This window comes from Pelomonas nitida, assembly GCF_043555975.1.
GTDB classification, from domain to species: domain Bacteria; phylum Pseudomonadota; class Gammaproteobacteria; order Burkholderiales; family Burkholderiaceae_C; genus Pelomonas; species Pelomonas nitida.
In genome coordinates this window covers 277,606-302,006 of the sequence record NZ_JBIGIA010000006.1, presented here as the reverse complement: position 1 = coordinate 302,006, position 24,401 = coordinate 277,606, and the positions used below count along the sequence as shown (strand labels likewise).

The following is a 24,401-nucleotide window of genomic DNA, read 5'->3' as shown; positions in this document are numbered from 1 at the left end:
TCCGCACCTCGGGCAACAGCGGCTGTATCCGCGACCACAGTGCTGCGCTGACTTCCTTCTTGACTGCCATCTTCCTCAGCGGTTCTTGAACTGAGGCAGATGATAAGTTTCGTTAGCGGCTCTAAGTGCTGGATAGCCATTGGCGGGTGCGCATCATGCGTCGGCCCGCGCCGCTTGCGCGTCACCCGCATCGATGCCCTCAAACGAGGGCCCGCCGACGGGTTCGTGCGTCTGGACTGCCGCCGCCGGGCCCCCACCGACGCGGTCGGCACAAAACACGTTTTGTGCGTGCCGGCACGGCTGCCTAGAGTGGCTTCACGGTCGCGATGCCGACCCGCCTTGGAGGCCCGAATGGATCAGAACCCTTTTGAAACCGAGCTGATGGACGAGGCCCAGGCCTTCGACGGCGCCGACGAGATCGACGGCGCTGACGAGGGTTTCGACGAAGCCGACAACAGCGACAGCATGGACATGATGGAAGACCTCGGGGATGAGGCCAGTGACTTCGGCGACGGCGCCGACGGCTTCGATACCGATGGCTTCAACGCCGCCACCGACCTGGCCGACGACCAGGCCGTCAACGCGATGGCCCTGTGGGATGCGTTCGAGGACGAGGTCGCCGACGGCCTGGACGCCGCCGAGGAGGACGAATTCCTCGGCCGCATCCTGGGCGGCCTGGGCCGAGCCGGCGGCATGCTGCGCAGCAGCCTGGGTAGCGCGGCCGGCATGGCCGGGCGCGTGCAGGGCATTGCCCGCCAGGCGCAGCGTGTGGCCGGTGGCGTCGGCCGCGTGGCCCAGCAGGTGTCGCCGGCGGCGATGGCCGCTTCTCGCCTGGCACAGATGCTCGGCGCTCAAGGCGTTGCCGGCGGTCTGCGCAGCCTTGCCGGCGGCGCCCAGCAAATGCAAGGCTGGGCCGGCACGGCCGGGCGCCTGGCCGGCGGTGTCGCCAATACAGCCGGCAGCGCGCAGGGCGTGCTGGGTCAGCTCAGCCAGCTGATCGGCGGCGGCGGCAACGAAATGGACGATTTCGACGCGATGGCCGACGCCTTCGAAGACGGCGTCGACGAGGCGCTGCCTGCGGTCGTCGCGTTGGCCGCCCGCGCTGCGGCGCGCGGGCTGGGCTTTCGCAACATGAGCCACCTGGCGCAGGCAGGACGTCGCGCCATCGTGCGGGGTACCGCCTCTGCCGCCCGCGAACTGGTGCGCCAGCGGGGACGCGGGGCCGTGCGCGCCCTGCCCCGCCTGGCCCGATCCGCGGCGCGCGTGGCCACCCGCCGCGCGCCCACCCCGCAGCGGGCCGCCCAGGCCGTGCGCCGCGCCCTGCCCGCCACCGCGCGCCGCGTGGCCCAGCAGCCGCAGACGTTGCGGCGCCTGACCCAGCCCAACGCCAGTGCGGCTGGCGCCGCGCCCGAGGACGACGAAACGGGAGCACCGCTCGCCCGTGACAACCGGGTCGGACGTGGCCAACGCAGCAACCACCTCACCGGCCCTCGCACCTTCCACATCGACGGCCCCGTCACGCTGACGGTCACGCCTCGCTGAACCGCCATCCACTGCAAGGAGATCACCATGGACCGATTTGAAGCCGACGTGATGGACGACCTGATGTCCGACGCCGCCGAGGGCCCCACACGCGCATCCAATGCCTACGACGAGTTCGACGAAGGCGATGAGTTCGATGAGTTCGACGGCGCCGACGAAGGCGACGACGAATTCCTGGGCCGACTGCTGGGCGGCATCGGCCGCGCGGCCGGTGGCCTGTTCGGGGGCGGGGGCGACGGTTTCGACGAGTTCGATGAAGGCGACAGCTTCGACGAGTTCGATGAGTTCGAGGCCTCGGCCGACAGCGACGGCGGTGACGATGCCTTCGAGGCGGCGGTGGCCGACGCGATGGACGCCGGCGACGGCGACGAGTTCTTCCGCCGCCTGGGCAACATCGCCCGCACCGTGGGCCGCGGCATCGGCCAGGCGGCGCGCGTCGTGGGCCCGATCGCCAGCATGATTCCCATCCCGCAGGCGCAGATGATCGGCCGCATCGCCAATGTTGCCGGCCGGCTGCTGGCCGACGGCGCCGATGAGTTCGAGGCGTTCGACGAACTCGTGGACGGGCTCGACGAGGACGGCGTCGACGCCGCCGCGCCGGTGCTTGCCGGCATGGTCATCCGCCGCGCGCTGCCGGGGGTCGCGCGCGCTGCCGCGCCGGTCCGGCGAGCCGCCGTGCGTGCTGTCAGCCAGGCGGTGCGAGGCGCCGTCCGTCGCCAGGGCCCGCAGGCTGCCCGCGCCGTGGCACGGGCCGTCACGGCCACCCGACGCGTGGTGCAGCGCCGCCGCTTGCCGGCCCGCCAGGCGGTGCGCACGGTGCAGCGCATCGCCCGGCAGGTGACCGCCCGCCCGCAGACCGTGCAGCGGCTGTCGCGGCCACTGGTCGCCCCGGCGCGCCGCGTCACGCCGCGCGGGCAGGCCGCACAGGCGGTTGCGCGCACGGTGGCGCCGCTCGCACACCAAGTGGTCGCCACGACCGGCCGGGTCGCGCGCGCCGGCGGCGGCGCCTGCCCTCACTGCGCCCGGGGGCGCCGCGTACTCGCGCGCGGCCCGGTGGTCATCAACCTGCGCTGCCGCTGAGCCCCCCGCAACGGTCAAGAAGAGGCGGCATCATGAACGTGCGACGCTTCCTGCAAGCCAAGATCACGGGGCTGTCGGCACGGCTGTCCCGGCTAGCGCGGGTGGACAACGCCTTCGTCGGCCTGCGTCCCCAGGACATGCCCTACGCGCCGTCGGCAGAGCATTTCCGCGCGGCGAACGCGCGGCTGGCCGCCGTGGAGCAGCGCATCCGCCAGCGCTTCGAGGATCTGCAGACCGACCGCGGGCAGCGAGCGCCGCAGCGCGTGCTGGTGGACATCGCCCTCGTGGAACGCGAGCTGGACCGGGCGCGACGCCTGTTCGGCATGTTCTACGAGGTGTTTGCCCAGCGCGGCACGGCTTTCGGCCCGTCGCTCGCGGCACACGACAGCATCGCAGCCGACTGCTACCAGGCCATCCGCCAGTCCTCGCCCCGCCTGTTCGAGGCGCCGCTGCTGAAGCCGGTGTCCTACATGGAGCACGGCTACTCGCCCGCCACGATGCGGCGCGGCGTGGCGCTGTCGCGCCTGCTGGGCGAAGCCAACCCGTTTCCGCTGATCCGCATCCCCTGGGACCGCGATCAGCCCTGGCAGAGCGTGTTCCTGCATGAGGTGGCGCACAACATCCAGGCCGATGCCGGCATCTGGCAGGAAAACCACCAGGCGGTGCTGCGACGCGTCATGGGCCGGGCCCGCAACCCGATGCTGGCGTCCGTCTACGGACGCTGGCACAAGGAAATCTTTGCGGACCTGGCCGCCATCCTGCTCGGCGGGCCGGCCGCAGCATGGGGCATGGCGGACTTTCTCGCCCACCCGCAACCGCGCACGATGACGTTCCGCCCCGGCGGGGCCCACCCCACGGCCTACCTGCGTGTCTACCTGCTTGCCGAGATGCTGCGCCGCATGGATTTCCATGCCGATGCGACCAAACTGCTGCGGGTCTGGCAGGGCCTGTATCGCGCAGAGAACGGCCATCGCATGCCGGCCGGCCTCATCAACAGCGCACCGCGGCTGATCCCCGAAGTGGTCGACGAGATCGCCTACCAGACAAGGCGCAACCTGGCTCAGCAGGCACTGGCCGACGTCATCCGCTTTGAGCGCTCCGATCAGGAAGCAATCCTGGAAGGTGCGCGCCGCCTGGAGGCCGGCCGACTGGCGGAGCTGCCGCCCAGGCACGTCGTCAGCGCCGCGCACTACGCGCTGGAGGGCGGGCGCATCCCGCCGCAGCGGCTGGCCCATGTCGTGACCGACCAGCTCAGCGGCAGCAGCCGGCGCGCACCGCTGCGCCTGGTCGCCTGACCCCGAACCCCATCACAAGGACTTCCCATGGCCTCCTCCAACACCCTGTCCAACACCACCGCGCGCAGCGGCCAAGACCGGCTCGTGCTGGACAACCTGATCCGCCGGGAATTGAAGGTGGGCGACCCCAGCGACCCCCAACAGGTGGCGCAGGCGCTGCTCGAGCGTTACAGCGCCGACCCGCGCGCACAGGCCATCGGCCAGGAGTCGCGCGGGCTGCCCTTCCTGCAGGCGGCCAGCAGCGCCACACCTGTCGTGCAGATGCTCACCGCCGCCGGCGGCGCCGAATGGAAGCAGGCGCTCGACGACATCAACCTGGACCTGGAGCACCTGACGCGCAGCGCCATCCTCAAGGATGTCGCCCCTGAGCTGCGCGGCTGGGGCCAGGCGATTCGCGCCGCGCTCAGCGAGGGCTACAACGCCGCGCGCTTCGCCCTGGACCCGCGCAACCGCGACAAGGGCTTCGCGATGCGCCGGCAGCTCAACGACTACGCCCGGCTGGCCCGCCTCGTCGGCACCCACACGCCCGCCATGCTGACGGACTTCAGGAAGTTCGCGCAGAGCCTGGACGAGGCCGCCAACCTGCTCATCGTCATCATGGGCGAGGCACTGGCCAATGTCGGCTTCGGCGGCGGCCGCTACGTGCCGCAGGTCGCCTACAGCGACTTGCAGACGCGCCGCGACGCGGTCATCTTTGCCTTGCGCAACCTCGTGGGCAGCACGCAGCTGGCCTACGGCCCCGAAGAATGGCCGCGCGGCCTGGACGCCTACCGGCAACTCAACCAGCTGCTGGACGCGCAGGGACAGAGCGACCTGCGCTCGCTGCTCGTCGAAACCGAACTGGCGCGCACGATGGATGAGCTCGTCCAGCGCAGCGGCGACAACTCCTCCGAGGGCCTGCGCGCCGTGGGCTCGACGTCGATGCTGGCGCTGGAGCGGTTCCGTCGCTTCATCGTGGTGGCGCGGCACGGCGTCAGCCCCGAATCTCCCGCGCTGTATGCCTTCCTGGAGGCGCTGCAGCTGTTCTCGTCGGCGTTCGACTCGGCGGGTGGCTTCCGGCTGATGAAGATCGCCCGGCCGCCCATCCTCTTCTATGGCCTGTACGGCAGCTCCGGCCTGGACGCCGCCGACCAGCGGCTGGTGGACCTGGTCTCGCGCCGCAATCTGCTGGCCGACGAGATCGACTGCATCTCCGGCGCCTGCTGCAGCGCCGATCGCGGCTGCGTGGCACTGCTGGACAAGGTGCTGTACGACACCGACCGCGCCATCGATCTGTACTCGCTGGGCTTCGTCAATTTCGGTACCGCCGAACGTCGCGCGTCGGCCTATGGCTACCTCATCGACGAGGTCGTCGGCAGCGCCTGCCTCACCAACGGCAACGGCAATCCTCGGCCCGGCATGCGCACGCTGGTGCATCTGCTGGAAGCGGTAGCCGATTGCCTGCGCCCCGACCTGCTGCTGTCGGAAAACTCGGCCGCATCCGATGCGCTGGCCGCGGCTCGACGACTCGCCCGCCGCACGCTGGATGTCGCGCTGACGGCATCACCGCCTCTGGTGCTGCCGGAGCTGCAGGCCGCACTGGACGCGGCGCCCGACGAAAGCGCGCCCGACGCCGAAGCATCCATCGAGGACATCACCGACCTTTACTCGGAGCTCGGCGGCCTGTTCGCCGCCCAGCCCCAGCTGGGCGCCGCCGTCGGCAGCGACGAAGCGCTGGACGGCTTCGTGAATCTCGTCGAACAGGAGCTCTGCATGCAACTCGACATGGAACGAAGCTGGGGCAACCTGGTCCACGCCATGGTGGCCAACTGCTCGCAGATCGATGGCTCGCTGGTGCGCGTGCAGGACGCCGTGAAGGCGGCCGTGCGCGCGGTGATCGGCGAAGACTGCCGCGATACCAGCACGCTGGATCTGCCGCCGACGCTGGAAACCACCTTCGACACGCTGATCGACCGCGTCGACCGCCTCGGCCGCGGCCGGCCCAGCCCGGCACGCAGCGGCCAGGTCCGTTTCTGAGCGCGTCTGGCTGTCAAGGAGCAACACCATGTTGAGCTCGCAAAAGGCACTCATCCACGTCGAGATCGACGGGCTTGTGCAGAAGCTCTCGAGCAACCAGCTCGATGCCGCCGCCACGCTGAGCCGCGTGACGGCGCTGCCCAAGGCCATGCTGGACGCAGTCAAACCCACCCAGGACGGCATCGCGCTGTTGAGCCAGGACGTCAAACAGAACCTTGCCGGTGCCGTCGCAACGCTGGCCGCGCAGCATGCTCAGCAAATTGCCGAAAGCAGCCAGGCGGTCACCACCAACGTCGGCAATACGCTGTCTGTCCTGCGCGCAGACGTGACACAGCGACTGACCGATGCCGTCACCCAGCTGAACAACCAGCACGGCCAGCAAATTGCCCAGAACGGCAACACGCTGATGTCGAACATCGGCACCGCGTTGTCGGCGCTGCAAACCCGTGTGACTCAGGACAATGCCGAGAGCGCCATGGCGCTGACGCAGCGGCTTGACAAAGGTTTCAACGAACTGCTCGACGCCATCCAGAGGGCGAACTCCCCCACACCAGCACCCGCACCTACGCCTTGCCCGGCACCGGGCTGCGCGTCAGTCAGCACGAGGGCCGCTCCACTGCTCCGGCTGCTGGCGCAGGTCCAGACGCTGGCGCTCGACGCCACGCCAGGGCAGCCGTACAAGGGCAAGGACCACGGCGCCAAGGACAAAACCGGTGAAAACGTGGCCCTGGAGGGCTTGCTCAAGGCTGCCCAGGTCGAGGCGGCCGCCCTCACGGGTGCGCCACACGACCTCAAGGATCGGTTCTTGAAGGCGTTCTACGAATTCAGGGGCGCCGACGCGCAACAACGCAGCCAACGCTTCGTCGACGTTCATGCGCTGATCGCGGAGATCGCCGCCTTCCTGGCCTAGTCACCCTTCCACCCAATGCAACATCACGCCGGAGCCATGCCATGAGCTTCCAGACTACCGAGACCATCCAGCGGCTGTGGGAGACCTTCCTGCGCGACCAACTGGCGGCCATGCCGGCTGCCGAGCGGCAGAAGTTCGAGCAGCCCTTCGAGCAACGCTTCAGCGAGCTGCTCAAGGGCGCCGCCAACGGCGAGGGCCGCGACGGCTTCCTCGATCTGGTCGGCTTCGGCGAGAACGGTCCGCCGGACTTCGACAAGATCGCCTACCCGCACATCACGCCGGACTTCGACGACGCCGTCGTGCCGAGCCAGTTGCATGCGGCGGCAGAGCTGTACTACATCTACCAGCACGAGCGCATGAAGATCTTCGAAGTGGTGGACACGCTGCTGCGCCTGTTCCGCCTGGGCAAGATGCGCATCCAGCGCGGCCCCGGTGCGCGCGGCCTGTACCTGCTCGAGAAATGGCAACCGCTGCGCTACAAGCGCGCCGATCGCATGGTGGCCTACCGCCGTGCGTTCAACTACGGCACCGGGCAGGCGCCGGCCGGCGCCGTGGTCAACCGCAACTTCCACCGGCAGATGGTGGGCTTCATGGTGTCGCTGGGCCAGTACTTCCGCGACCTGCTCATCGGCGAGGTCATCCGCGGCGGCCAGGTCATCGAGCAGCGCCCCTTCGGCAGCGTGGCCACCGTGCAACGCATCGGGCTGGACCTGCGGTACGCACTGGACCGGTCGACCTACGGCAACATCTTCTCGCTGGCCATGGAGACGGGCCACCACCTGAAGACCGTGCTGCAGCTGCTGGATGCGCCCGACATCAAGAAGGCGTTCGACGCCAACACCAAGTGGGACGTCGTGGAAATCGTCTCCAACCGCTACCTGGGCGGCGTGGCCGAACCCAGCCAGCGCGCCAAGATGGCCGAGAGCGGCCGCCGCATCCTGCAGTTCATCGCCGACAACGACTTCAAGACCGCGATCGACCCCATCCTGTTCCAGAGCGTCGTGCGACCGATGGGTGCGCACGCCGAGGCCTGGGTGGCGGCCTACCGCATGACGCCGGAAGGCCGTGGATTCCCCGGTGTGACACCCGCGCTGCAAAGCGTGCTGGGCGTGCGTCAGGCGGCCTGAGCCATGAAGGCAGCCATGAAGGCCCTCGCCCGCCCCCGCCCGGCCGGCCGCCGGTTCGCCTGGACGGCGACGCCACGCGTCGGCCAGCCGGCACCCGCCCGCCGCCTGCGCGCGATGCGCCGGCCGGCACCTGCTGACGCTGGACGGCCAACATGAGCACGCCTTGGGACCGCGCGATCCTCGCCGACGCCGTGGCCGACATCGACAACGGCATCGACGAACTGACACGGCTGCCCCACGGGCAGCGCGGCCTGTCGCCCAACCTGACGCATTGGCACGTCATTGGCAGCCTGACCAACGACCTGCGCCGCCGGTTCCCGCGTACGCCCGTGCGCATCGACCAGCCTCGTGGCCCGGGCCAGCCCAACCCGCGCCTGCGGCCGGATGCCAGCTTCAACAACCCGCGGCGCGGCAACCAGACCACGCACATCGAAGTGGACACCCAGCCGGGCCAGATGCAGCGCCACATCGCCGCGCGAAACACGGCCGTGCGCAATGTCTTCCTGCAGATCGATCCCGCATCGGGGGTGCTGCTGCGCAAACTGGTCTACGCAGCGGGCGCGTCGTCGCCGACGCTGGACCGCAGCGGCACGGCCGCGGCGCCGGTGCGGCTGTACCCGACGGATGTGTTCGACGCCTTCGACGGAGAGTGACGCCATGGGGGCGAGCGACCTGCGCGTGACGGTGGACGGCCCCAAGCTGCGCTGCGTACTGGACCCCGCCCTGGTGCTGGGACACGCCTGCGGCCTCAAGCTCGCATTGGGTCTCACCAGGGTGTTCGAGACCTGGCTGCCACGCTCGTTCTGGCAAGTGCTGGATGCGAGCGATCTGCTGAACGCGGATGGCCTGCCGCAATCCGGCCTGCACCCACTGGCGCTGAGCGACTGGACGGCCTTGCGCGACGGCACGGACGCCGGCTCCTGGACGCTGCGCTGGGTAGGCGACAACCTGGCCGAATCGCAATTGCGCAGCGGCAGCGACGACTCGCTCGTCGACCGCTTCGAATGGCATGCCGAAGCGCTGTTGGGGCGCCAGCCGCCGCAGCCAGCGGGCGCCCGCTGGTGCCGCAGTTTCGACGCGCTGGCCGGTGCGCACGACGCGCTGGCGCTGTCCGCCGCGCTGGACGGTGCGCTCATCTTGTGCCGCGCGACGGATGCGTTCGGCCCGCCCGGCCCCGCCCGCGTGCTCAGCGGCTTCAGCCTGCCGCTGCGCCAGCTGCCCGACGGCGATGGCGCCAGTCTGCTGGCCGCCGAGCGCGCCTTCGTGCGTCAAGCTATCGCGGCCGCCGGCCTCGCGGCGCTGCTGCAGTCGGTACAGCACGCCTGCGTCGTGCATGCGCTGACGCTACCGCCCAGCGGCGACGCGTCCAACGACGACAGCCAGGACCCCTGGCAACACAGTGACGCCTGGTGGTACCGGCTCTGATCCAGCCCTGAAGCGAGTGTCCTCATGTACCAAGCTCCGCCCCCCCCGAACGAAACCCCGAAGCACAGCCCGACCGACGGCCTGCGACTGAACCGTGACGAACTGGTCGCGGTGACCGTGCAGGGCCAGATCGCTCACCCGGTCGCGCAGGCCACGCCCTACCGCATCGGCTACGACGGCGTGCCGCGCGTGCTGCCGGGCACCGGCGGCATCGTGCTGAACCGGCGCATCGGCGATCTGTGCGTGGGCCTGGCCGGCGACCACATCGAGCCCGGTGTTTCGCTGCACAACAACAACCGCGAAGTCATCGGCGCGCGCGACGGCCCCAACAACGCGCTGATCACCTACGCCTGCGTCGGCAACCGGGCGCGGGTGCTGAGCGGCGACGCGCGCGGCCAGCAGGGCTGGGTGACCGGCAAGCACGGCGGCGTGAATCACGTCATGGTGGACTTCCCGCCCGAGGTGCTGCGGCGGCTGGCCATCGGTGACCGTATTGCCGTGACCTCCGTCGGCCAGGGCCTGCGGCTGCCGGAGCACCCGCGCATCGAGCTGATGAACTGCGCCCCCGGTCTCCTCGCGCGCTGGGGCGTCGAGGCGCGCGATGGCAGGCTGTTCGTGCCCGTCACCCATTTGGTGCCGGCGCGGCTCATGGGCTCGGGCCTGGGCAAGAACACGGCGTGGCGGGGCGATTACGACATCCAGCTCGCCGACCGTCCCACGCGCGAGCGCTACCGCCTCGGCAGCTTGCGCTTCGGCGACTTCGTCGCCATCACCGATGCCGATACGCGCCGCGGACCGATCTGGCGTGGCGGGCGCATCACCATCGGCGTCATCGTCCACGGCGACAGCACCGTCAGCGGGCACGGCCCCGGCGTGACGCCACTGCTCACGGGGCCGTCAGAGCTGCTGAGACCGCGCCGCGAAGCCAATGCCAACCTGGCCGCCGCGCTGGGTGTGCGCCAACCCGTGCCACCGCGCGAGCGGCTGACACTCGCCGAGCGCGACCGGCGCGTGCGCTGCCGGGTGCGCGAGGCAGGGCCTCAACTGGCGTTCAAGACGTCAACTGCGTACGCAGATTAGCCAGCATGTCGTCCACCATCGCATCGAGGTCGAAGCGCAGCTGCCAGCCCCAATCGGCCTGCGCCGCGCGGTCGTCGATGCGCTGCGGCCAGCTGGCGGCGATGGCCTGGCGGAAGTCCGGCGCGCAGTCCATCGTGAACGCGGGCAGCCGGCGGCGGATGCTGGCCGCGATCTCGGCCGGCGTGAAGCTCACGCCCGCGAGGTTGTAGCTGCCCCGCTGCTTGACCGCATCCGCCGGCGCATCCATCAGCTCGATGGTCGCGCGCAGCGCGTCGGGCATGTACATCATCGGCAGCGCCTGGTCTTGCTGCAGGAAGCAGGTGTAGCGGCCGTCCTTCAGCGCGGCGTGGAAGATCTCCACGGCGTAGTCCGTCGTGCCGCCGCCGGGCGGCGTCTTCCAGCTGATCAGGCCCGGGTAGCGCAGGCTGCGCACATCGACGCCGTGCTTGGCGTGGTACCACTCGCACCAGCGCTCGCCGGCCAGCTTGGAGATGCCGTAGACGGTGGTGGGGTCCATCACAGTGGTCTGCGGCGTATCCACGGCCGGCGTGTTGGGCCCGAAGGCGGCGATGGAGCTGGGCCAGAAGACCTTGTCGAGCTTCTCGTGCCGGGCCAGCTCCAGCACGTTGAGCAGGCCCTTCATGTTCAGGTCCCAGGCCCACATCGGGTGCTTCTCGCCGTTGGCGGAGAGCGCGGCGGCCAGGTGGTAGATCTGGGTGATCTTGTGGCGCTTGACGACGGTGGCCAGCGCGCCGGCGTCGGTCACGTCCAGCGCCTCGTGGGCCAGTGTGGGCACGCGGCCCTTGGGCGCCAGGTCGCTGGTGACGACGGCGTCGTGGCCATGCAGCCGCGCGAGTTCGGCGGCCAGTTCGGTGCCGATCTGGCCGTTGGCGCCGATGATGAGGATGCGGGGAGTGCTCATTTCAGGAGGCCGAGTTCCTTGCCGGCTTGCGTGAAGGCGGCAACCGCCTTTTCGAGGTGTTCGCGTTCGTGCACGGCCGAGATCTGCACGCGGATGCGCGCCTGGCCCTTGGGCACGACGGGGAAGAAGAAGCCCACGGCGTAGATGCCCAGCTCCAGGATGCGCTTGGACAGCGCCTGCGCCGTCACCGCGTCGTAGACCATGATGGGCACGATGGGGTGGGTGCCCGGCTTGATCTCGAAGCCGGCCGCCTGGATGGCCTCGCGGAAATAGGCGGTGTTGGCTTCGAGCTTGTCGCGCAGCGCGGTGGAGCCTTCCAGCAGGTCCAGCACGGCCAGCGACGCACCGGCGATGCTGGGCGCCAGCGTGTTGCTGAAGAGATAGGGGCGGGAGCGCTGGCGCAGCAGCTCGACGACTTCCTTGCGCGCCGCCGTGAAGCCACCCGACGCGCCGCCCAGCGCCTTGCCGAAGGTGCCCGTGACGATGTCGATCTTGCCGTGCACGCCGCGGTACTCGGGCGTGCCGCGGCCCGTCTTGCCGAGGAAGCCGCTGGCATGGCATTCATCGATGCCCAGCAGCGCGTCATAGCGGTCGCAGAGTTCGCGGATCTTGTCGAGCTGCGCGATGGTGCCGTCCATCGAGAAGACGCCGTCGGTGAACACCAGCGTGTGGCGGGCGCCCTTGGCCTTGGCCTCCTTCAGGCAGCGCTCCAGGTCGTCGAGGTTGTTGTGCTCGTAGCGGTAGCGCTGCGCCTTGCACAGGCGGATGCCGTCGATGATGGAGGCGTGGTTCAGCGCGTCGCTGATGATGGCGTCCTGCTCGCCCAGCAGCGGCTCGAACAGGCCGCCGTTGGCGTCGAAGGCCGCGGCGTAGAGGATGGCGTCTTCACAGCCCACGAAACGGGCGATGCGGGCTTCGAGTTCCTTGTGCAGGTCCTGCGTGCCGCAGATGAAGCGCACGGAAGAGAGGCCGAAGCCGTGCGTGCGCAAGGCCTCGTGGGCGGCCTCGATGACCTGCGGGTGGCTGGACAGACCCAGGTAGTTGTTGGCGCACAGGTTGATGACCTCGCGGCCGTCCACCGTCTTCACCACGGCGCCCTGCGGGGTCGTGATGATGCGCTCGGCCTTGAACAGGCCCGCGCTGCGGATGCCGTCCAGCTCGGACTGCAGGTGTTGATAGAAGGCTTGGCTCATCGCGCCGCTCCTGGTGCACAATTCGGTAAATTGAACTTGTTCGATATATCGAACTTTCGTTCAGTATCCGAAAAACGTCTATCGCCGTCAAGCATGAACAAGCCCGCCCCGGACCTGGAACCCCCACGCGTCGGCGCCGCGCTGCAGGCGCTGCGCACCAGCCGTGGGTTGTCGCTGGATGACCTGTCCAAGCGGGCCGGCGTCAGCAAGTCCATGTTGTCGCAGATCGAGCGCAACCAGGCCAACCCCACGGTGGCCGTGGTCTGGCGCCTGGCCAACGCGCTGGGCGTGGACATGGGTGAACTGCTCGGCGCCGAGCGCGCGGCGACGCCCGCCATCGAGACCGTGCCGGCCCATGCCACACCGGGGCTGACCAGCCCGGACGGCCTGTGCAAGCTGCGCATCCTCGGGCCCATCGAGCTGGCCGGCCAGTTCGAGTGGTACGAGCTGACCGTGCAACCGGGCGGCGTGCTGGACAGCCAGGCCCATGAGCCCGGCTCGCGCGAGCACCTGAGTGTGCTGACCGGCAGCCTGGAGGTCAGCGCCCAAGGGACGACCAGCCGGCTCAAGGCCGGCGAGACCGCGCGTTATGCCGTGGACGGGCCGCACGCCATCCGCAACGCGGCCAAGTCGGCGGCGACCGCGCTGCTCGTGGTGCTGCACCCGTAGACTCGCGGCTCCACACCGGGAGCCCGCCGATGCTGCACCGTCGTTCCGTCCTGGCCGCCGGGGTCCTCCTCGCGGCCCTGCCCTTCGCGGCACATGCACAGGAGCGGCCGATCCGGCTGCTGGTGGGTTTTCCGCCCGGCGGCGGCACCGACGCCATCGCCCGGCTGCTGGCCGAGGCGCTGCAGGCATCGCTCGGCACGCCGGTCATCGTCGACAACCGGCCCGGCGCCGGCGGCCAGCTCGCCGCCCAGGCCTTGAAGGCCGCGCCACCCGACGGCACGACGCTGTTCGTCAGCCACGACCACACGCTCTCCATCCTGCCGCTGGTGCTGAAGACCCCCGGCTTCGACGCCACGCGCGATTTCGTGCCGGTCGCGGGCTTCGCCACCTTCGCCAACGCGTTCGCGCTGTCGGCAGGCACGCCGGCCGCGAGCCTGCCCGACTACCTCGCCTGGGTGAAGCAGCGGGGCGGCCAGGGCAATGTCGGCGTGCCGGCGCCAGCGTCGGTGCCGGAATTCCTCGTCAAGCTGCTGGGGCAGAAGCACGGCGTGGATCTCGCCGCCGTGCCCTATCGCGGCAGCGCGCCCATGGTGAGCGACATGCTGGGCGAGCAGATCGGTGCCGGCGTGGGCTCGGTGCCGGACCTCATCGTCAACCATCAGCACAAGAAGCTGCGCATCGTCGCCGTCATGGGTCAGCAGCGGCAGGCCTCGCTGCCCGACGTGCCCACCTTCGCCGAGCTCGGCATCAGCGGTTTCGAGGACCTGCCCTATTACGGCGTGTTCGCACCGGCGGGCACGCCAGCGGCCTCGCTCGAGCGCTTGTCGTCCGCGCTGGCCGGCGTAATCACCCAGCCTGGCGTGCGGGCACGGCTGACCGAACTGGGCCTGAACGTCGGGCTGATGACCGCGCCGCAACTCACCGCCCGCGCACGCGCCTACGAGGCGGCGTGGGCCCGCATCATCAAGGCCGGGGGCTTCCAGCCCCAGTGAGCAGCCGGTCGAGCGTGAGGCGTGCCCAGTCGCCCTGCGCCCACAGGTTGGCCAGCAGACCGTGGCGCTGCGCGAGGAAAGCCGTGATCAGGGGTTCTGCCGTGACCCGCTCCGGCGAGCACAGCAGCACCAGGCGCTGGGCGCCGTCTTCCTCCAGCCGGCCCAGCCAGTCCATGGCGAGCAACTTGTCGAGCACCGGTGCCAGCTGCAGCGGGTCCACCCGTAGCGCACTGGCCAGCCCCAGGTCGGACAAGCCGCTCAGGCCCGCCTCGCGCACACGCCACAGCTCGCGCAACACCTCCAGCGCCAGCGCCATCGGCTGGCCCGGCGTGTCGGGCCGCAGGTGCAGCCGGCCGGTGAGGCTGGGCGTGTTGGCCGCCAGGATGGCCCCCAGCAACACGATGACCCAGGCCAGGTAGACCCAGACGAGGAACACCGGCACCGTCGTGAAGGCACCGTACAGCGTGGAATAGGTCGGCACCTGCTTGACGTACCAGGCCAGCAGCGACTTCGCCAGCGAGAAGCCGATGGACACGAAGGCGCCGCCCAGCAGCGCGTGGCGCCAGCGCACATGGGTGTTGGGCACGTAATGGAACAGGCCCGAGACCGCGAGGCCCAGCAGCACGATGTCGGCACCGCCCAGCAGCGCGGCGATGTTGCCCGGCAGCTTGGTGAACAGCCCCTGGCCGACGCTGACGGCGTAACTCGTCAGCGTGAGGCTGCCGCCCAGCAGCAGCGGGCCCAGCGTCAGCGCGGCCCAGTAGACCAGCACGCGCTGCGCCATCGGGCGCGGGCGGCGCACGCGCCAGATCGCATTCAGCGTGCGGTCGATGGTGAGCATCAGCGCCAGCGCCGTGAAGCCCAGAAACACCAGGCCGACCGTGCCGAGCCGGTTGGCCTTGGCCGCGAACTGCGTCAGCGAGGCCAGCACCGGCTTGGCGATGTTGGGCGGGATCAGGCTCTTGAGGAAATACTGCTCCAGCGACGCCTGGAAGTTGGAGAACATCGGGAACGCTGTGAACACGGCCAGCATCACCGTGAGCAGCGGCACCAGCGAGATCAGCGTCGTGAACGTCAGGCTGCCGGCGGTCAGCCCCAGCTTCTCCTCGCGGAAACGCTGGCGGAAGGTGTGCAGCGTCTGCAGCCACGGCCAGGCCAGCAGCTCGGTGAAGAAGTCGTTGAAGAAGGCCACCGGGTTGCGGGGCAGCGGCGCATCGGGATCGCGGGACGCAGGCGTGGAGGACATGGCTTCTATGATGCCGCAGCTATGCCTGCCACCCCTGAAAGAACCGAGCCTACATCCCCCGAGCGGCTGTCGCGCAACCTCGCGCTGACAGCCTGCGGGGCGCTGATCCTGCTGTGTCTGGCCTGGGAGCTGTGGCTCGCGCCCATCGGCCGCGGCACGCTGGCCGTGAAGGCGCTGCCGCTGCTGGTGGCGCTGGCCGGCCTGTGGCGCTACCGCATGTATACCTACCGCTGGCTGGCGCTGGCCATCTGGCTGTATGTGCTGGAAGGCCTGGTGCGCAGCACCAGCGAGGCCGCACCGGGCCGCTGGCTGGCGCTGGTGGAGGTGGTGCTGGGTGTCGTCGTGTTCACGGCCTGCACGGCCCAGATCCGCCAGCGGCTTGCCGCGGCCAAGGCGGCATGAGCACGCTGCTGCAGGCCCTGCGGGCAAGGCTGGGCGAGGCCGGCCTGCTGATGGGCGACGACCTGGGCGCCTACGAGAACGACTGGCGCAAGCGCTACCGTGGCCGCGCGCTGGCCGTGGCGCGGCCAGCTTGCACCGAGGAGGTCGCCCACGTCGTGCGGCTGTGCCACGCGCACGGCGTGCCGATCGTGCCGCAGGGCGGCAACACCGGGCTGGTCGGCGGCTCCACGCCGGACGACAGCGGCCAGCAACTCGTGCTCAGCCTCTCGCGCATGAAGCGCATGCGCGACATCGACGTGGCCAACGCCAGCCTGACCGCCGAGGCCGGCTGCGTGCTGGCGGAGGTGCAGGCGGCGGCCGCCGGCGCGGGCCTGCTGTTCCCGCTGAGCCTGGCGGCCGAGGGTTCCTGCACGCTGGGCGGCAATCTGGCCAGCAATGCCGGCGGCACGCAGGTGCTGCGTTATGGCAATGCGCGCGAGCTGTGCCTGGGGCTGGAGGTCGTCACGGCGACCGGCGAGGTCTGGAACGGCCTGAGCGGGCTGCGCAAGGACAACACCGGCTACGACCTGCGCGACCTGTTCATCGGCAGCGAAGGCACGCTGGGCATCATCACCGCCGCGACGATGAAGCTCTACCCGCAACCGCGCGAGCGGCTGACGGCGCTGGCCGCCTGTGCGTCGCTGGACGCGGCGGTGGCGCTGCTGGCCCTGGCGCGCCGGCGCGCGGGCGACGCGCTGACCGGCTTCGAGGTCATGAACCACGCGTCACTCGCGCTGGTGGCGCGCGAGCTGCCGCAGCTGGCCCAGCCGCTGGGCCCGGCGGCATGGACCGTGCTGCTGGAGCTGTCCGACGCCGAGAGCGCCGAGCATGCACGCGGCGTGTTCGAAGGGCTGCTGGAGGCGGCCGTCGAGCACGGCTGTGTGGACGACGCGGCCATCGCGCAGAACCTGCAGCAGGCCAAGGCGTTCTGGCATCTGCGCGAGTCCATCCCGCTGGCACAGGCGCAGGCGGGGCTGAACATCAAGCACGACATCTCGCTGCCGGTCTCGGCCATCCCGGCCTTCGTCGCCGAGATGGATGCCCGGCTGGCGGCCTATCTGCCCGGCATCGAGGTCATCGACTTCGGCCACCTGGGCGACGGCAACCTGCACTACAACGTGCAGGCGCCGCGCGACGTGGCGCCGGGCGAGTTCCTGGCGGCCCACGAGGCGGCGATCAACGAGCAGGTCTACGACGCCGTCGTGCGCCGCGGCGGCTCCATCTCGGCCGAGCACGGCATCGGCCGGCTCAAGCGCGACGAGCTGGCCGCCCGCAAGGACCCGGTGGCGCTGCAACTGATGCGGCAAATAAAAAAGGCCCTGGATCCCCAGGGCCTGATGAATCCGGGCCGCCTGCTCTGACGGCCCGCTCGCTCACTCCGTGACCGGCTGCGCCACCACGACGCGGCTGCCACGGCGGCGCGTGACGCGCCGGAAGATCGCCCGCAGCACGCGGTAGACGAAGCGGATGAACGTCAGGAAGGCCAGCACCTCCAGGAAGCACAGCACGCCCGACACCAGCGCCCCCCACCGCTCGGCACGGCGGTCGAACTTCTGGCCCAGGTGGTCGCGCATGATCTCGATGCTGTCGTAGAAGCTGGGCACCATCAGCAGCGTCAGGAAGGTCGACGTGATCGTGCCGCCGATGATGGCCACGGCCATCGGACGGTAGAACTCGCCGCCCTCGCCCACCCCGATGGCCACCGGCAGCATGCCGGCGATCAGCGCGAAGGTGGTCATCAGGATGGGCCGGAAGCGCTGGCGGCCCGCGTGCATCAGCGCCTCCTCGCGGGACACGCCGGCCGCCTCCTCCTGGCGCGCCGAATCGAGCAGCAGGATGGCGTTCTTCGCCACCAGGCCGGCCAGCATGATGATGCCGATGATGCTCATCAGGTTCAGCGTGCCCTTGGTCAGCAGCAGCGCAACGACCACGCCGATCAGCGACAGCGGCTGCGACAGCATGACGCCCAGCGGTGCCGTGAACGAGTTGAACTGGATGACGAGGATCAGGTACATCAGCCCGATGCCGGAGACCAGCGCAATGCCCAGCGAGCTGAACACTTCCTGTTGGTCCTTGGAGGCACCCGCGAGCTTGATGCCGTAGCCCGGCGGGAAGTTCATGCCCTTGGCCAGCTTCAACGCATCGGCCGACACCTCGCCCGACGCGCGGCCCTGCGCGTTGGCCGACACCGTGACGACACGCTTGCCGTCCACGTGCTGGATGGTGGCCGGGCCCTTGCCGGTGCTGACGGTCGCAATCTGCTCCAGCGGCACCATGGCTCCGGTGCCACTGCCCGACACGGCGATCGGCAGACGCTCGATGTTGGTCGCATCGACGCGATCGGCCCGCTGCAGGCGCACCGACACGTCGCGCGTCTGGCCGGTCGGGTCCACCCAGTCGCCCACCTGGATGCCGGCGAAGGCCACGCGCAGCGCATTGGCGGCGTCACCCACCGAAATGCCCATGGCGTTGGCCAGGCCGCGGTGCATCTCGATCTGCAACTCGTCCTGCGTGTCCTGCTGCGACAGCGCGACGTCCACCGCACCCGGCACCTTGCGCAGCTTGGCCATGAAGTCCTCGGTCATGGACATCAGCTGGCGAGTGTCGGTGCCGTAGAAGCGGATCTGCACCGGCTTCTGCCCGCCGTTGTTCAGGTCGTCCATGACGACGTACTCGGCCCCGGTAAGCGCCTTCAGGCGCTCGCGCAGGTCGGCCGCAATCTGCTGCGCCGTGCGGGAGCGTTCGGTGCTCTTGCCGATGTCGACGTAGAGCTTGCTGCCTGTCGGCTGCACGAAGCCATCGGTGGACTTGCGCTCCGGCAGTTGCCGGGCGACCTCGTCGGCGGCGGCGAGCTTGCGGCGCGAGTACTCGAGGCTGGCGCTCGGCGGCGTGCGAATGTCGACTGCGATGGTGCCGAAATCGGAGCTCGGCAGGAAGCTGGTGCCGCCCAGCGTGACCTGCAGCGCGATGGCCGCCACGAAGCTCAGGAAGGCGAAAGCAGCCATCCAGCGACGGTGGTGCAGCGCCCAGGAGATCACGCGGCCATAACGGTCGGCCTGGTGGTCGAACCACAGGTTGAAGCGCTGCAGCAGCTTGGAGATGCCACGCTTGGGCGCCTCATGATGGCCCGGGGGGTCACCCCAGAAGGCCGACAGCATCGGGTCCAGCGTGAAGGAGATCAGCAGGCTGACCAGCACGGAGGCCACGACCGTCAGCGCGAACGGGCGGAACCACTCGCCGGCCACGCCGGAGATGAAGGCCACGGGCACGAAGACCGCGACGATGGAGAAGGTGGTCGCCGCCACGGCCAGGCCGATCTCGGCCGTGCCGCGGAACGCCGCCGTGCGTCGGTCCGCGCCCTGCTCCATGTGCCGCACGATGTTTTCACGCACGACGATGGCATCGTCGATCAGCACACCGATGGCCAGCGACAGGCCCAGCAGGCTCATGAAGTTCAGCGTGAAACCGAACAGCCAGACCGCGATGAAGGCCGCCACGACCGACGTCGGCAGCGACGTCGCGGTGATCAGCGTCGAACGCCACGAGTTCAGGAAGGCGTAGACGACGAAGATCGTCAGGCCGGCGCCGAACACCAGCGCATGGATGACGTTGTCTAGGCTGTCCTGGGCGTCCTTGCCGCCGTCCTGCGTGATTTCGAGCTTGGTGCCGTCGGGCAGCGTCTTGTTGCTCTCTTCGACGATCTTGCGCACCTCGGTCGCGACCGAGACGGTCGACGCCTCACGCGACCGGGTGATGGACAGGCCGACGTTGTTCTTGCCATTGCGCACCGACAGCGTGGTGCGTTCGGCAAAACCGTCCTCGATGCTCGCCACCTGGCCCAGGCGCACCAGCTCACCGGCCGAGCGCTTGACGACGATGCGGTCGAAATCGGCCGGTGACGCGATGCGGCCGATGAGGCGGATGCTCTGGTCCTCATACTCGCCGCGCACCTTGCCGACCGGCGCCGACATGTTCTGGTTGCGCAACGCGTTGACCACGTCCGTCACCGAGACGTTGAACTCGCGCAGCTTCTGCCCGGACAGCAGCACCGACAGCTCGCGGTTCAGCGAACCGAACACGTCGACCTTGCCGACGCCCGGGATGGCGCGGAAGCGGTCGGCGAGCTGGTCCTCGGCGATGCGCGACAGCTCGGCGTGCGTCAGCGTCGGCGACTCCAGCGACACCTGCATGACCGGCTGCGCCGACGGGTCGACGCGCTGCAGGATGGGCTCGCGCATCTCCTGCGGCAGGTTGTAGCGCACCGACGCGATCGCGTTGCGCACATCGTCGGCCGCTTCGATGAGGTTCTTCTTGAAGTCGAACTGCAGCACGAAGGTGGCCTGGCCCTCGGCAGCCGTGGAGCGCACTTCCGTGACGCCCGGCACCGCCAGAAGCGGCCGCTCGACCCGGTTGACGATCTCCCGCTCGCTGGTCTCGGGCGACGCACCGGGGTAAGGGATGCTGACGACGAGGACGGGAATGTCGACGTCGGGGTTCTGGTTGACCTTGAGCTTGGACAGCGCGAGCAGCCCAAGCGCCATGATGCTGATGATGAAGACGATCGTCGCGATCGGCTTCTTGATGGCGAAATCTGAAATCAGCACATCAGCCTCCCGCGCTGGCGGCCGACGCCGGCGCGCTGGTCGCAATACCGGCCGTTGCGGCGACCTGCTGCACCGGCGTGCCCTCCACGAGCGTGCGGCTCGGGTTGCGGATGAGCGTGTCTCCGACGGCCAGGCCGGTCTTGACGACGAACTCGCCGCTGCGCTGATCACGCGCGGCCAGCACGATGGGCTGACGGTGCAACTTGGCGTCCTTCACGACCCAGGCGAACACCCGGTCACCGTCACGCTGGAAATCGGCCTCGCCCAGCATCAGCGCCGCAACACTGGTCGTGCGCACATGGCCTTCTCCGTAGAGGCCCGCCACCGAAGCCTGCTTGGGATCGACGAAATCCACCAGCAGTGCGACCTGGCGCGTGACCGGATCGGCGGCCACGTCGATGCGGCGAATGCGCCCCTCTACGTTGGGATTGGCCGCGCCGTTGATGCGCAGGTCGACCGGCTGCCCGAGCTTCAGCTCGGCGCGGCGATCGGCGGAGACGTAGCCCTCGAAGCGCATGCTGCTGGGGTCGATGACTTTGAGCAAGGCCTTGCCGACCTGGGCCGTGTCACCCGCCGACACCTGCCGCTCGCTGACCACGCCGTCGAATGGCGAACGCACCTCGGTGCGCGCGACCTGCTGGCGGGCGGCGACCAGCCGCGCGTCGGCCGCCACGCGCTCGCTCATCGCGGCCGTGCGGCGGTTCTGCGCGTCTTCCAGCGCCTGCAGCGACACCATGCCCTGCGCCTGCAGCTGCTTTTGCCGCTGGTACTGACGGTCAGACTGCTCGAAGGCCTCGGCTGCGGCCCGCGCCGCTTCCTGCGCAGACGTGAGGCTGTCGCGGATAGACGTGGCGTCCAGGCTCACGAGCAGGTCCCCCTTGCGCACCAGCTCGCCGTTCTCCTTGTAGACCTGCTGCACGATGGCCGAAACCTCCGCGCGCAGGTCAGCCCGGCGCTCGGGCTGCACCGCGCCGGTGATCAGCGGGCCGTTGCTGTGCTCCTGCTGGCCCATGACGAGGCGATCCTCGACCCGCAACTGCAACGCGGCGGGCGGCTTGGCAGCGCCGGCATCGTCGCCCGGCTTCTTGCACGCCGTCAACGCGAGCAGCGCTGCCAGTGCGGCGAGGGTCAGCAGGCTCTGCGAAGACGCAGGCGCAAAGTGGGGACGGTGTTTCATCCTGGAATCGATCTTCGTTGTTGTGGCCGGGATTCGTGACCGGTCGGTTGGCGCGCCGACCGGATGCGCCACCTTGCGGCAGCACCATCGTCTTCATGTTCGTACACAGTACGACACAAGCGCGGCAAGCATAACGAGACCGCCCAGGGGTGGCGGAAGTCGTGCGACAGACTGCGGATTGCGCGGCCAGGCCGCGACTTTGGCGGGACAGCCCGTCGACAGGTCGGATGAATTGCGCGAAAAGCTGCCTGAACGGCTGCGCGCAGCAGGCCACCGGCGGCAGGAGCCCGGCCGCGTGTGCGGCTCGGCGCCAGTCAGACCGCCGTGGGAACCCAGTCCAGCGGCCAGCCGCCCTGCTGCCAGCGCTGCAGCCACAGCAGCCCGATCAGCGTCTTGGCGTCGGTCAGCTCGCCCCGTTGGGCCAGCGCGTCGAGCTCCTCGACGCTGTGCGTGACCAGCTCGAGGAATTCGCCTTCGTCGAGCTGCTGCGCACCGCGCGTGAGCCCCCGGGCGAAGTAGATATGGATGCCTTCGTCCGAATAGGCGATGGCGTTGTGCAGCACACCGGCGTACGCCCACTCACGGGCGCTGTAGCCGGTTTCCTCCAGCAGCTCGCGGCGTCCACAATCGAGAGGATGTTCGCCCGCGTCCAGCTTGCCGGCAGGGAACTCCAGCATGACCCGCGCCATCGGATAGCGGTATTGCCGCTCCATGAGCAGCCGCCCGTCGTCGAGCAGCGGCACCACCATGACGGCGCCCGGATGGCGGATGTACTCGCGGTGCGAGGTCTTGCCGTCGGGCAGCGTCACGCGGTCACGACGCACATCCAGGAAATGGCCCTGGTAGACCTGCGTGCTCTCGAGCAGCCGCTCGACCAGATGATCGTCAGCCTCGGCCACGGCGCAGATACCTCCAGACGAAGCCAGGGAAGCCCAGCGTGATGAAGAGGCAGGTGCCGGCCGCGTAGAACTCCCAACCTTGTGGAGAGCGCTGGCCGATGCGGGCTTCGAGGAACGAGCCCAAGCCGTAGACCAGGCCGGCCATCAACGCCAGTTCCATCAGCCGCCAGCCCACCGCCTTCGGCGCGCGGCGCGGCCCGACGAAGAGCAGCCGCTCGCTGAAGTAAGGCAGGTTGGCTGCGGCGATGGCCACAGCCAGGACCAGCCAGACGGCGACGGTCTGGTCCATCAGATCAGGTCGCCAGCGCCTGGCGGATGGCGATCTTGCACAGATCGAGCAGGCCGCCCGGCAGCAGCCCGAACGCCAGCACGGCGACGCCGTTGAGCGTCATGACGAAGCGCACGTCACCGGGCGCTTGCAGCGGCGCGGTATCCGTCGGCGTGTCGAACCACATCACCTTGATGACGCGCAGGTAGTAGAACGCACCGATCAGCGACACCACGACGGCGAACACCGCCAGGCCGATGTAGAACGGCAGACCGGTGACCACCAGCGCCTGCAGCACGGCCAGCTTGGCGTAGAAGCCGACGGTCGGCGGCACGCCGGCCAGGGAGATCATGAACATCGTCATGACCAACGCGAACCACGGGCTGCGCTTGGCCAAGCCGGCCAGGTCCTTGATCTCCTCGGCCTCATGGCCCTGGCGCGACAGCAGGATGACCATGCCGAAGGTGCCCAGCGTCGTCAGGACGTAGGTGACGGCATAGAACATCGCGGCGCTGTAGGCGTTGGTGCCCCAGGTGGTGCTCGTGTTCACGACACCGGCGGTCATGCCCAGCAGCATGAAGCCCATGTTGGCAATGGTCGAGTAGGCCAACATGCGCTTGAGGTTGGTCTGCGCAATGGCCGCCAGGTTGCCGATCAGCAGCGACATGACGGACAACACGATCAGCATCTGCTGCCAGTCTGCGGCCAGGCCGATCATGCCCTCCACCAGCAGACGCACGGTGATGGCAAACGCCGCCAGCTTGGGCGCGGCGCCGATGAGCAAGGTGACCGCCGTGGGCGCGCCCTGGTAGACGTCAGGCACCCACATGTGGAAGGGTGCTGCGCCCAGCTTGAAGGCCAGGCCGGCGACGACGAACACGACGCCGAAGACCAGCACGCTGGTGTTCGGGATGCCCTTGGCGATGACGTTGAACACGTCGGGGATGGTCAGCGAGCCGGTGGCGCCATACATCATCGACAGGCCGTACAGCAGGAAACCGCTGGCCAGCGCGCCGAGGACGAAGTACTTCATCGCGGCCTCGGTGGACACCGCATGGTCGCGGCGCAGCGCGACGAGCGCATACAGCGACAGGCTCATCAGCTCCAGGCCGAGATAGACGACCAGGAAGTTGTTGGCCGACAGCATGACGCTGATGCCCAGCAGCGCGAACAGGCTCAGGATGAAGAGCTCGCCCTTGAGCATTTCACGCGACGCCGCATACGGGCGGGCGTAGACCAGCGTGACCAGCGTGGCCACGCAGGCGAAGCCGGCCAGCAGGTGGCCCATCGGGTCGGCGACCACCATGTCTTGCATGGCATAGGTCGTCAGGCCGGCGTTGAAGTAGCAGAAATGCATGCCACCGACGACGACCAGCGTCAGCTGAGTCAGCCAGTACGTCGGGCGGCGTTGCTCGTCAGTGACCCACAGGTCCACGAGTGCCACGATGCAGCCCATCGCCAGCAGCAGGATTTCAGGGTAGATCGCGAGCCAGTTCATGTCGTTCATTGTTGTGC

21 protein-coding genes are annotated in these 24,401 nt (G+C 69.2%); 13 read left to right on the top strand and 8 right to left on the bottom strand.

Features of this window, described 5'->3' with window-relative positions:
• Nucleotides 1-351 precede the first annotated feature (351 nt).
• The 9 genes from ACG00X_RS10355 to ACG00X_RS10315 all read left to right on the top strand — a co-directional run bounded on the left by ACG00X_RS10355 (nucleotide 352) and on the right by ACG00X_RS10315 (nucleotide 10,475).
• Entirely contained in the window at nucleotides 352-1,542 is a 1,191-nt protein-coding gene (locus tag ACG00X_RS10355; protein ID WP_394488059.1) for a flagellar biosynthesis protein FlhF, read from the top strand.
• Nucleotides 1,543-1,569: 27 nt separating this feature from the next.
• Entirely contained in the window at nucleotides 1,570-2,622 is a 1,053-nt protein-coding gene (locus ACG00X_RS10350) for a hypothetical protein (protein WP_394488058.1), read from the top strand.
• A gap of 32 nt (nucleotides 2,623-2,654) precedes the next feature.
• Complete coding sequence (locus tag ACG00X_RS10345) at nucleotides 2,655-3,917, top strand: hypothetical protein (RefSeq protein WP_394488057.1); 1,263 nt, start codon at nucleotides 2,655-2,657, stop codon at nucleotides 3,915-3,917.
• Between the two features lie 27 nt (nucleotides 3,918-3,944).
• Nucleotides 3,945-5,933: a hypothetical protein gene (locus ACG00X_RS10340; protein ID WP_394488056.1), complete on the top strand. Its 1,989-nt coding sequence runs from the start codon at nucleotides 3,945-3,947 to the stop codon at nucleotides 5,931-5,933.
• Between the two features lie 127 nt (nucleotides 5,934-6,060).
• The gene (locus tag ACG00X_RS10335; protein WP_394488055.1) at nucleotides 6,061-6,843 is read left to right on the top strand and encodes a hypothetical protein; all 783 of its coding nucleotides are present in this window, start codon (nucleotides 6,061-6,063) and stop codon (nucleotides 6,841-6,843) included.
• Between the two features lie 41 nt (nucleotides 6,844-6,884).
• On the top strand, nucleotides 6,885-7,970 hold the full coding sequence (locus ACG00X_RS10330) for a hypothetical protein (protein ID WP_394488054.1): 1,086 nt from the start codon (nucleotides 6,885-6,887) through the stop codon (nucleotides 7,968-7,970).
• Between the two features lie 152 nt (nucleotides 7,971-8,122).
• Nucleotides 8,123-8,623, top strand: coding sequence for a hypothetical protein (locus tag ACG00X_RS10325; RefSeq protein WP_394488053.1), 501 nt, complete (start codon nucleotides 8,123-8,125; stop codon nucleotides 8,621-8,623).
• A 4-nt stretch (nucleotides 8,624-8,627) separates the two neighbouring features.
• Nucleotides 8,628-9,395: a hypothetical protein gene (locus ACG00X_RS10320; RefSeq protein ID WP_394488052.1), complete on the top strand. Its 768-nt coding sequence runs from the start codon at nucleotides 8,628-8,630 to the stop codon at nucleotides 9,393-9,395.
• A gap of 24 nt (nucleotides 9,396-9,419) precedes the next feature.
• A complete protein-coding gene (locus ACG00X_RS10315; RefSeq protein ID WP_394488051.1) occupies nucleotides 9,420-10,475 on the top strand; it encodes a DUF4438 domain-containing protein in 1,056 nt (351 codons plus the stop codon).
• Here ACG00X_RS10315 and ACG00X_RS10310 read toward each other — a convergent pair.
• Complete coding sequence (locus ACG00X_RS10310) at nucleotides 10,447-11,397, bottom strand: NAD-dependent epimerase/dehydratase family protein (protein ID WP_394488050.1); 951 nt, start codon at nucleotides 11,395-11,397, stop codon at nucleotides 10,447-10,449. The two genes, ACG00X_RS10315 and ACG00X_RS10310, sit on opposite strands and share 29 nt — an antisense overlap.
• A complete protein-coding gene (gene kbl / locus ACG00X_RS10305; protein ID WP_394488049.1) occupies nucleotides 11,394-12,590 on the bottom strand; it encodes a glycine C-acetyltransferase in 1,197 nt (398 codons plus the stop codon). Before kbl ends, ACG00X_RS10310 begins: the two co-directional genes overlap by 4 nt.
• Before the next feature lie 93 nt (nucleotides 12,591-12,683).
• On the opposite strand from kbl, the gene ACG00X_RS10300 reads away from it, so the two are divergent.
• Together ACG00X_RS10300 and ACG00X_RS10295 are read left to right on the top strand one after the other, a co-directional pair.
• Nucleotides 12,684-13,259: a helix-turn-helix domain-containing protein gene (locus ACG00X_RS10300; protein WP_394488048.1), complete on the top strand. Its 576-nt coding sequence runs from the start codon at nucleotides 12,684-12,686 to the stop codon at nucleotides 13,257-13,259.
• A gap of 29 nt (nucleotides 13,260-13,288) precedes the next feature.
• A complete protein-coding gene (locus ACG00X_RS10295; RefSeq protein ID WP_394488047.1) occupies nucleotides 13,289-14,251 on the top strand; it encodes a Bug family tripartite tricarboxylate transporter substrate binding protein in 963 nt (320 codons plus the stop codon).
• On the opposite strand, the gene ACG00X_RS10290 is transcribed toward ACG00X_RS10295, so the two are convergent.
• Nucleotides 14,223-15,497 (bottom strand): YihY family inner membrane protein, encoded by a 1,275-nt coding sequence (locus ACG00X_RS10290; protein ID WP_394488046.1) that lies wholly within the window; start codon nucleotides 15,495-15,497, stop codon nucleotides 14,223-14,225. The genes ACG00X_RS10295 and ACG00X_RS10290 overlap by 29 nt on opposite strands.
• A gap of 21 nt (nucleotides 15,498-15,518) precedes the next feature.
• Here ACG00X_RS10290 and ACG00X_RS10285 point away from each other — a divergent pair, with 21 nt between their 5' ends.
• A complete protein-coding gene (locus ACG00X_RS10285; protein ID WP_394488045.1) occupies nucleotides 15,519-15,899 on the top strand; it encodes a DUF2069 domain-containing protein in 381 nt (126 codons plus the stop codon).
• Nucleotides 15,896-17,299 carry an FAD-binding oxidoreductase gene (locus ACG00X_RS10280; protein ID WP_394488044.1) on the top strand — a complete coding sequence of 468 codons (1,404 nt, stop codon included), beginning with the start codon at nucleotides 15,896-15,898 and terminating at the stop codon, nucleotides 17,297-17,299. The genes ACG00X_RS10285 and ACG00X_RS10280 overlap by 4 nt, the downstream gene beginning before the upstream one ends.
• Before the next feature lie 12 nt (nucleotides 17,300-17,311).
• Here ACG00X_RS10280 and ACG00X_RS10275 read toward each other — a convergent pair whose 3' ends face one another.
• From ACG00X_RS10275 to nuoN, 5 genes are all read right to left on the bottom strand, one after another.
• Nucleotides 17,312-20,542 (bottom strand): efflux RND transporter permease subunit, encoded by a 3,231-nt coding sequence (locus tag ACG00X_RS10275; protein WP_394488043.1) that lies wholly within the window; start codon nucleotides 20,540-20,542, stop codon nucleotides 17,312-17,314.
• Between the two features lies 1 nt (nucleotide 20,543).
• Complete coding sequence (locus ACG00X_RS10270; protein WP_394488042.1) at nucleotides 20,544-21,719, bottom strand: efflux RND transporter periplasmic adaptor subunit; 1,176 nt, start codon at nucleotides 21,717-21,719, stop codon at nucleotides 20,544-20,546.
• A gap of 314 nt (nucleotides 21,720-22,033) precedes the next feature.
• Nucleotides 22,034-22,618, bottom strand: a complete 585-nt coding sequence (locus tag ACG00X_RS10265) for an NUDIX domain-containing protein (RefSeq protein WP_394488041.1) — start codon at nucleotides 22,616-22,618, stop codon at nucleotides 22,034-22,036.
• Entirely contained in the window at nucleotides 22,605-22,907 is a 303-nt protein-coding gene (locus ACG00X_RS10260) for a DUF2818 family protein (protein WP_394488040.1), read from the bottom strand. The genes ACG00X_RS10265 and ACG00X_RS10260 overlap by 14 nt, the downstream gene beginning before the upstream one ends.
• Nucleotides 22,908-22,911: 4 nt before the next feature.
• The gene (gene nuoN / locus ACG00X_RS10255; RefSeq protein ID WP_394488039.1) at nucleotides 22,912-24,393 is read right to left on the bottom strand and encodes an NADH-quinone oxidoreductase subunit NuoN; all 1,482 of its coding nucleotides are present in this window, start codon (nucleotides 24,391-24,393) and stop codon (nucleotides 22,912-22,914) included.
• Nucleotides 24,394-24,401 lie beyond the last annotated feature (8 nt).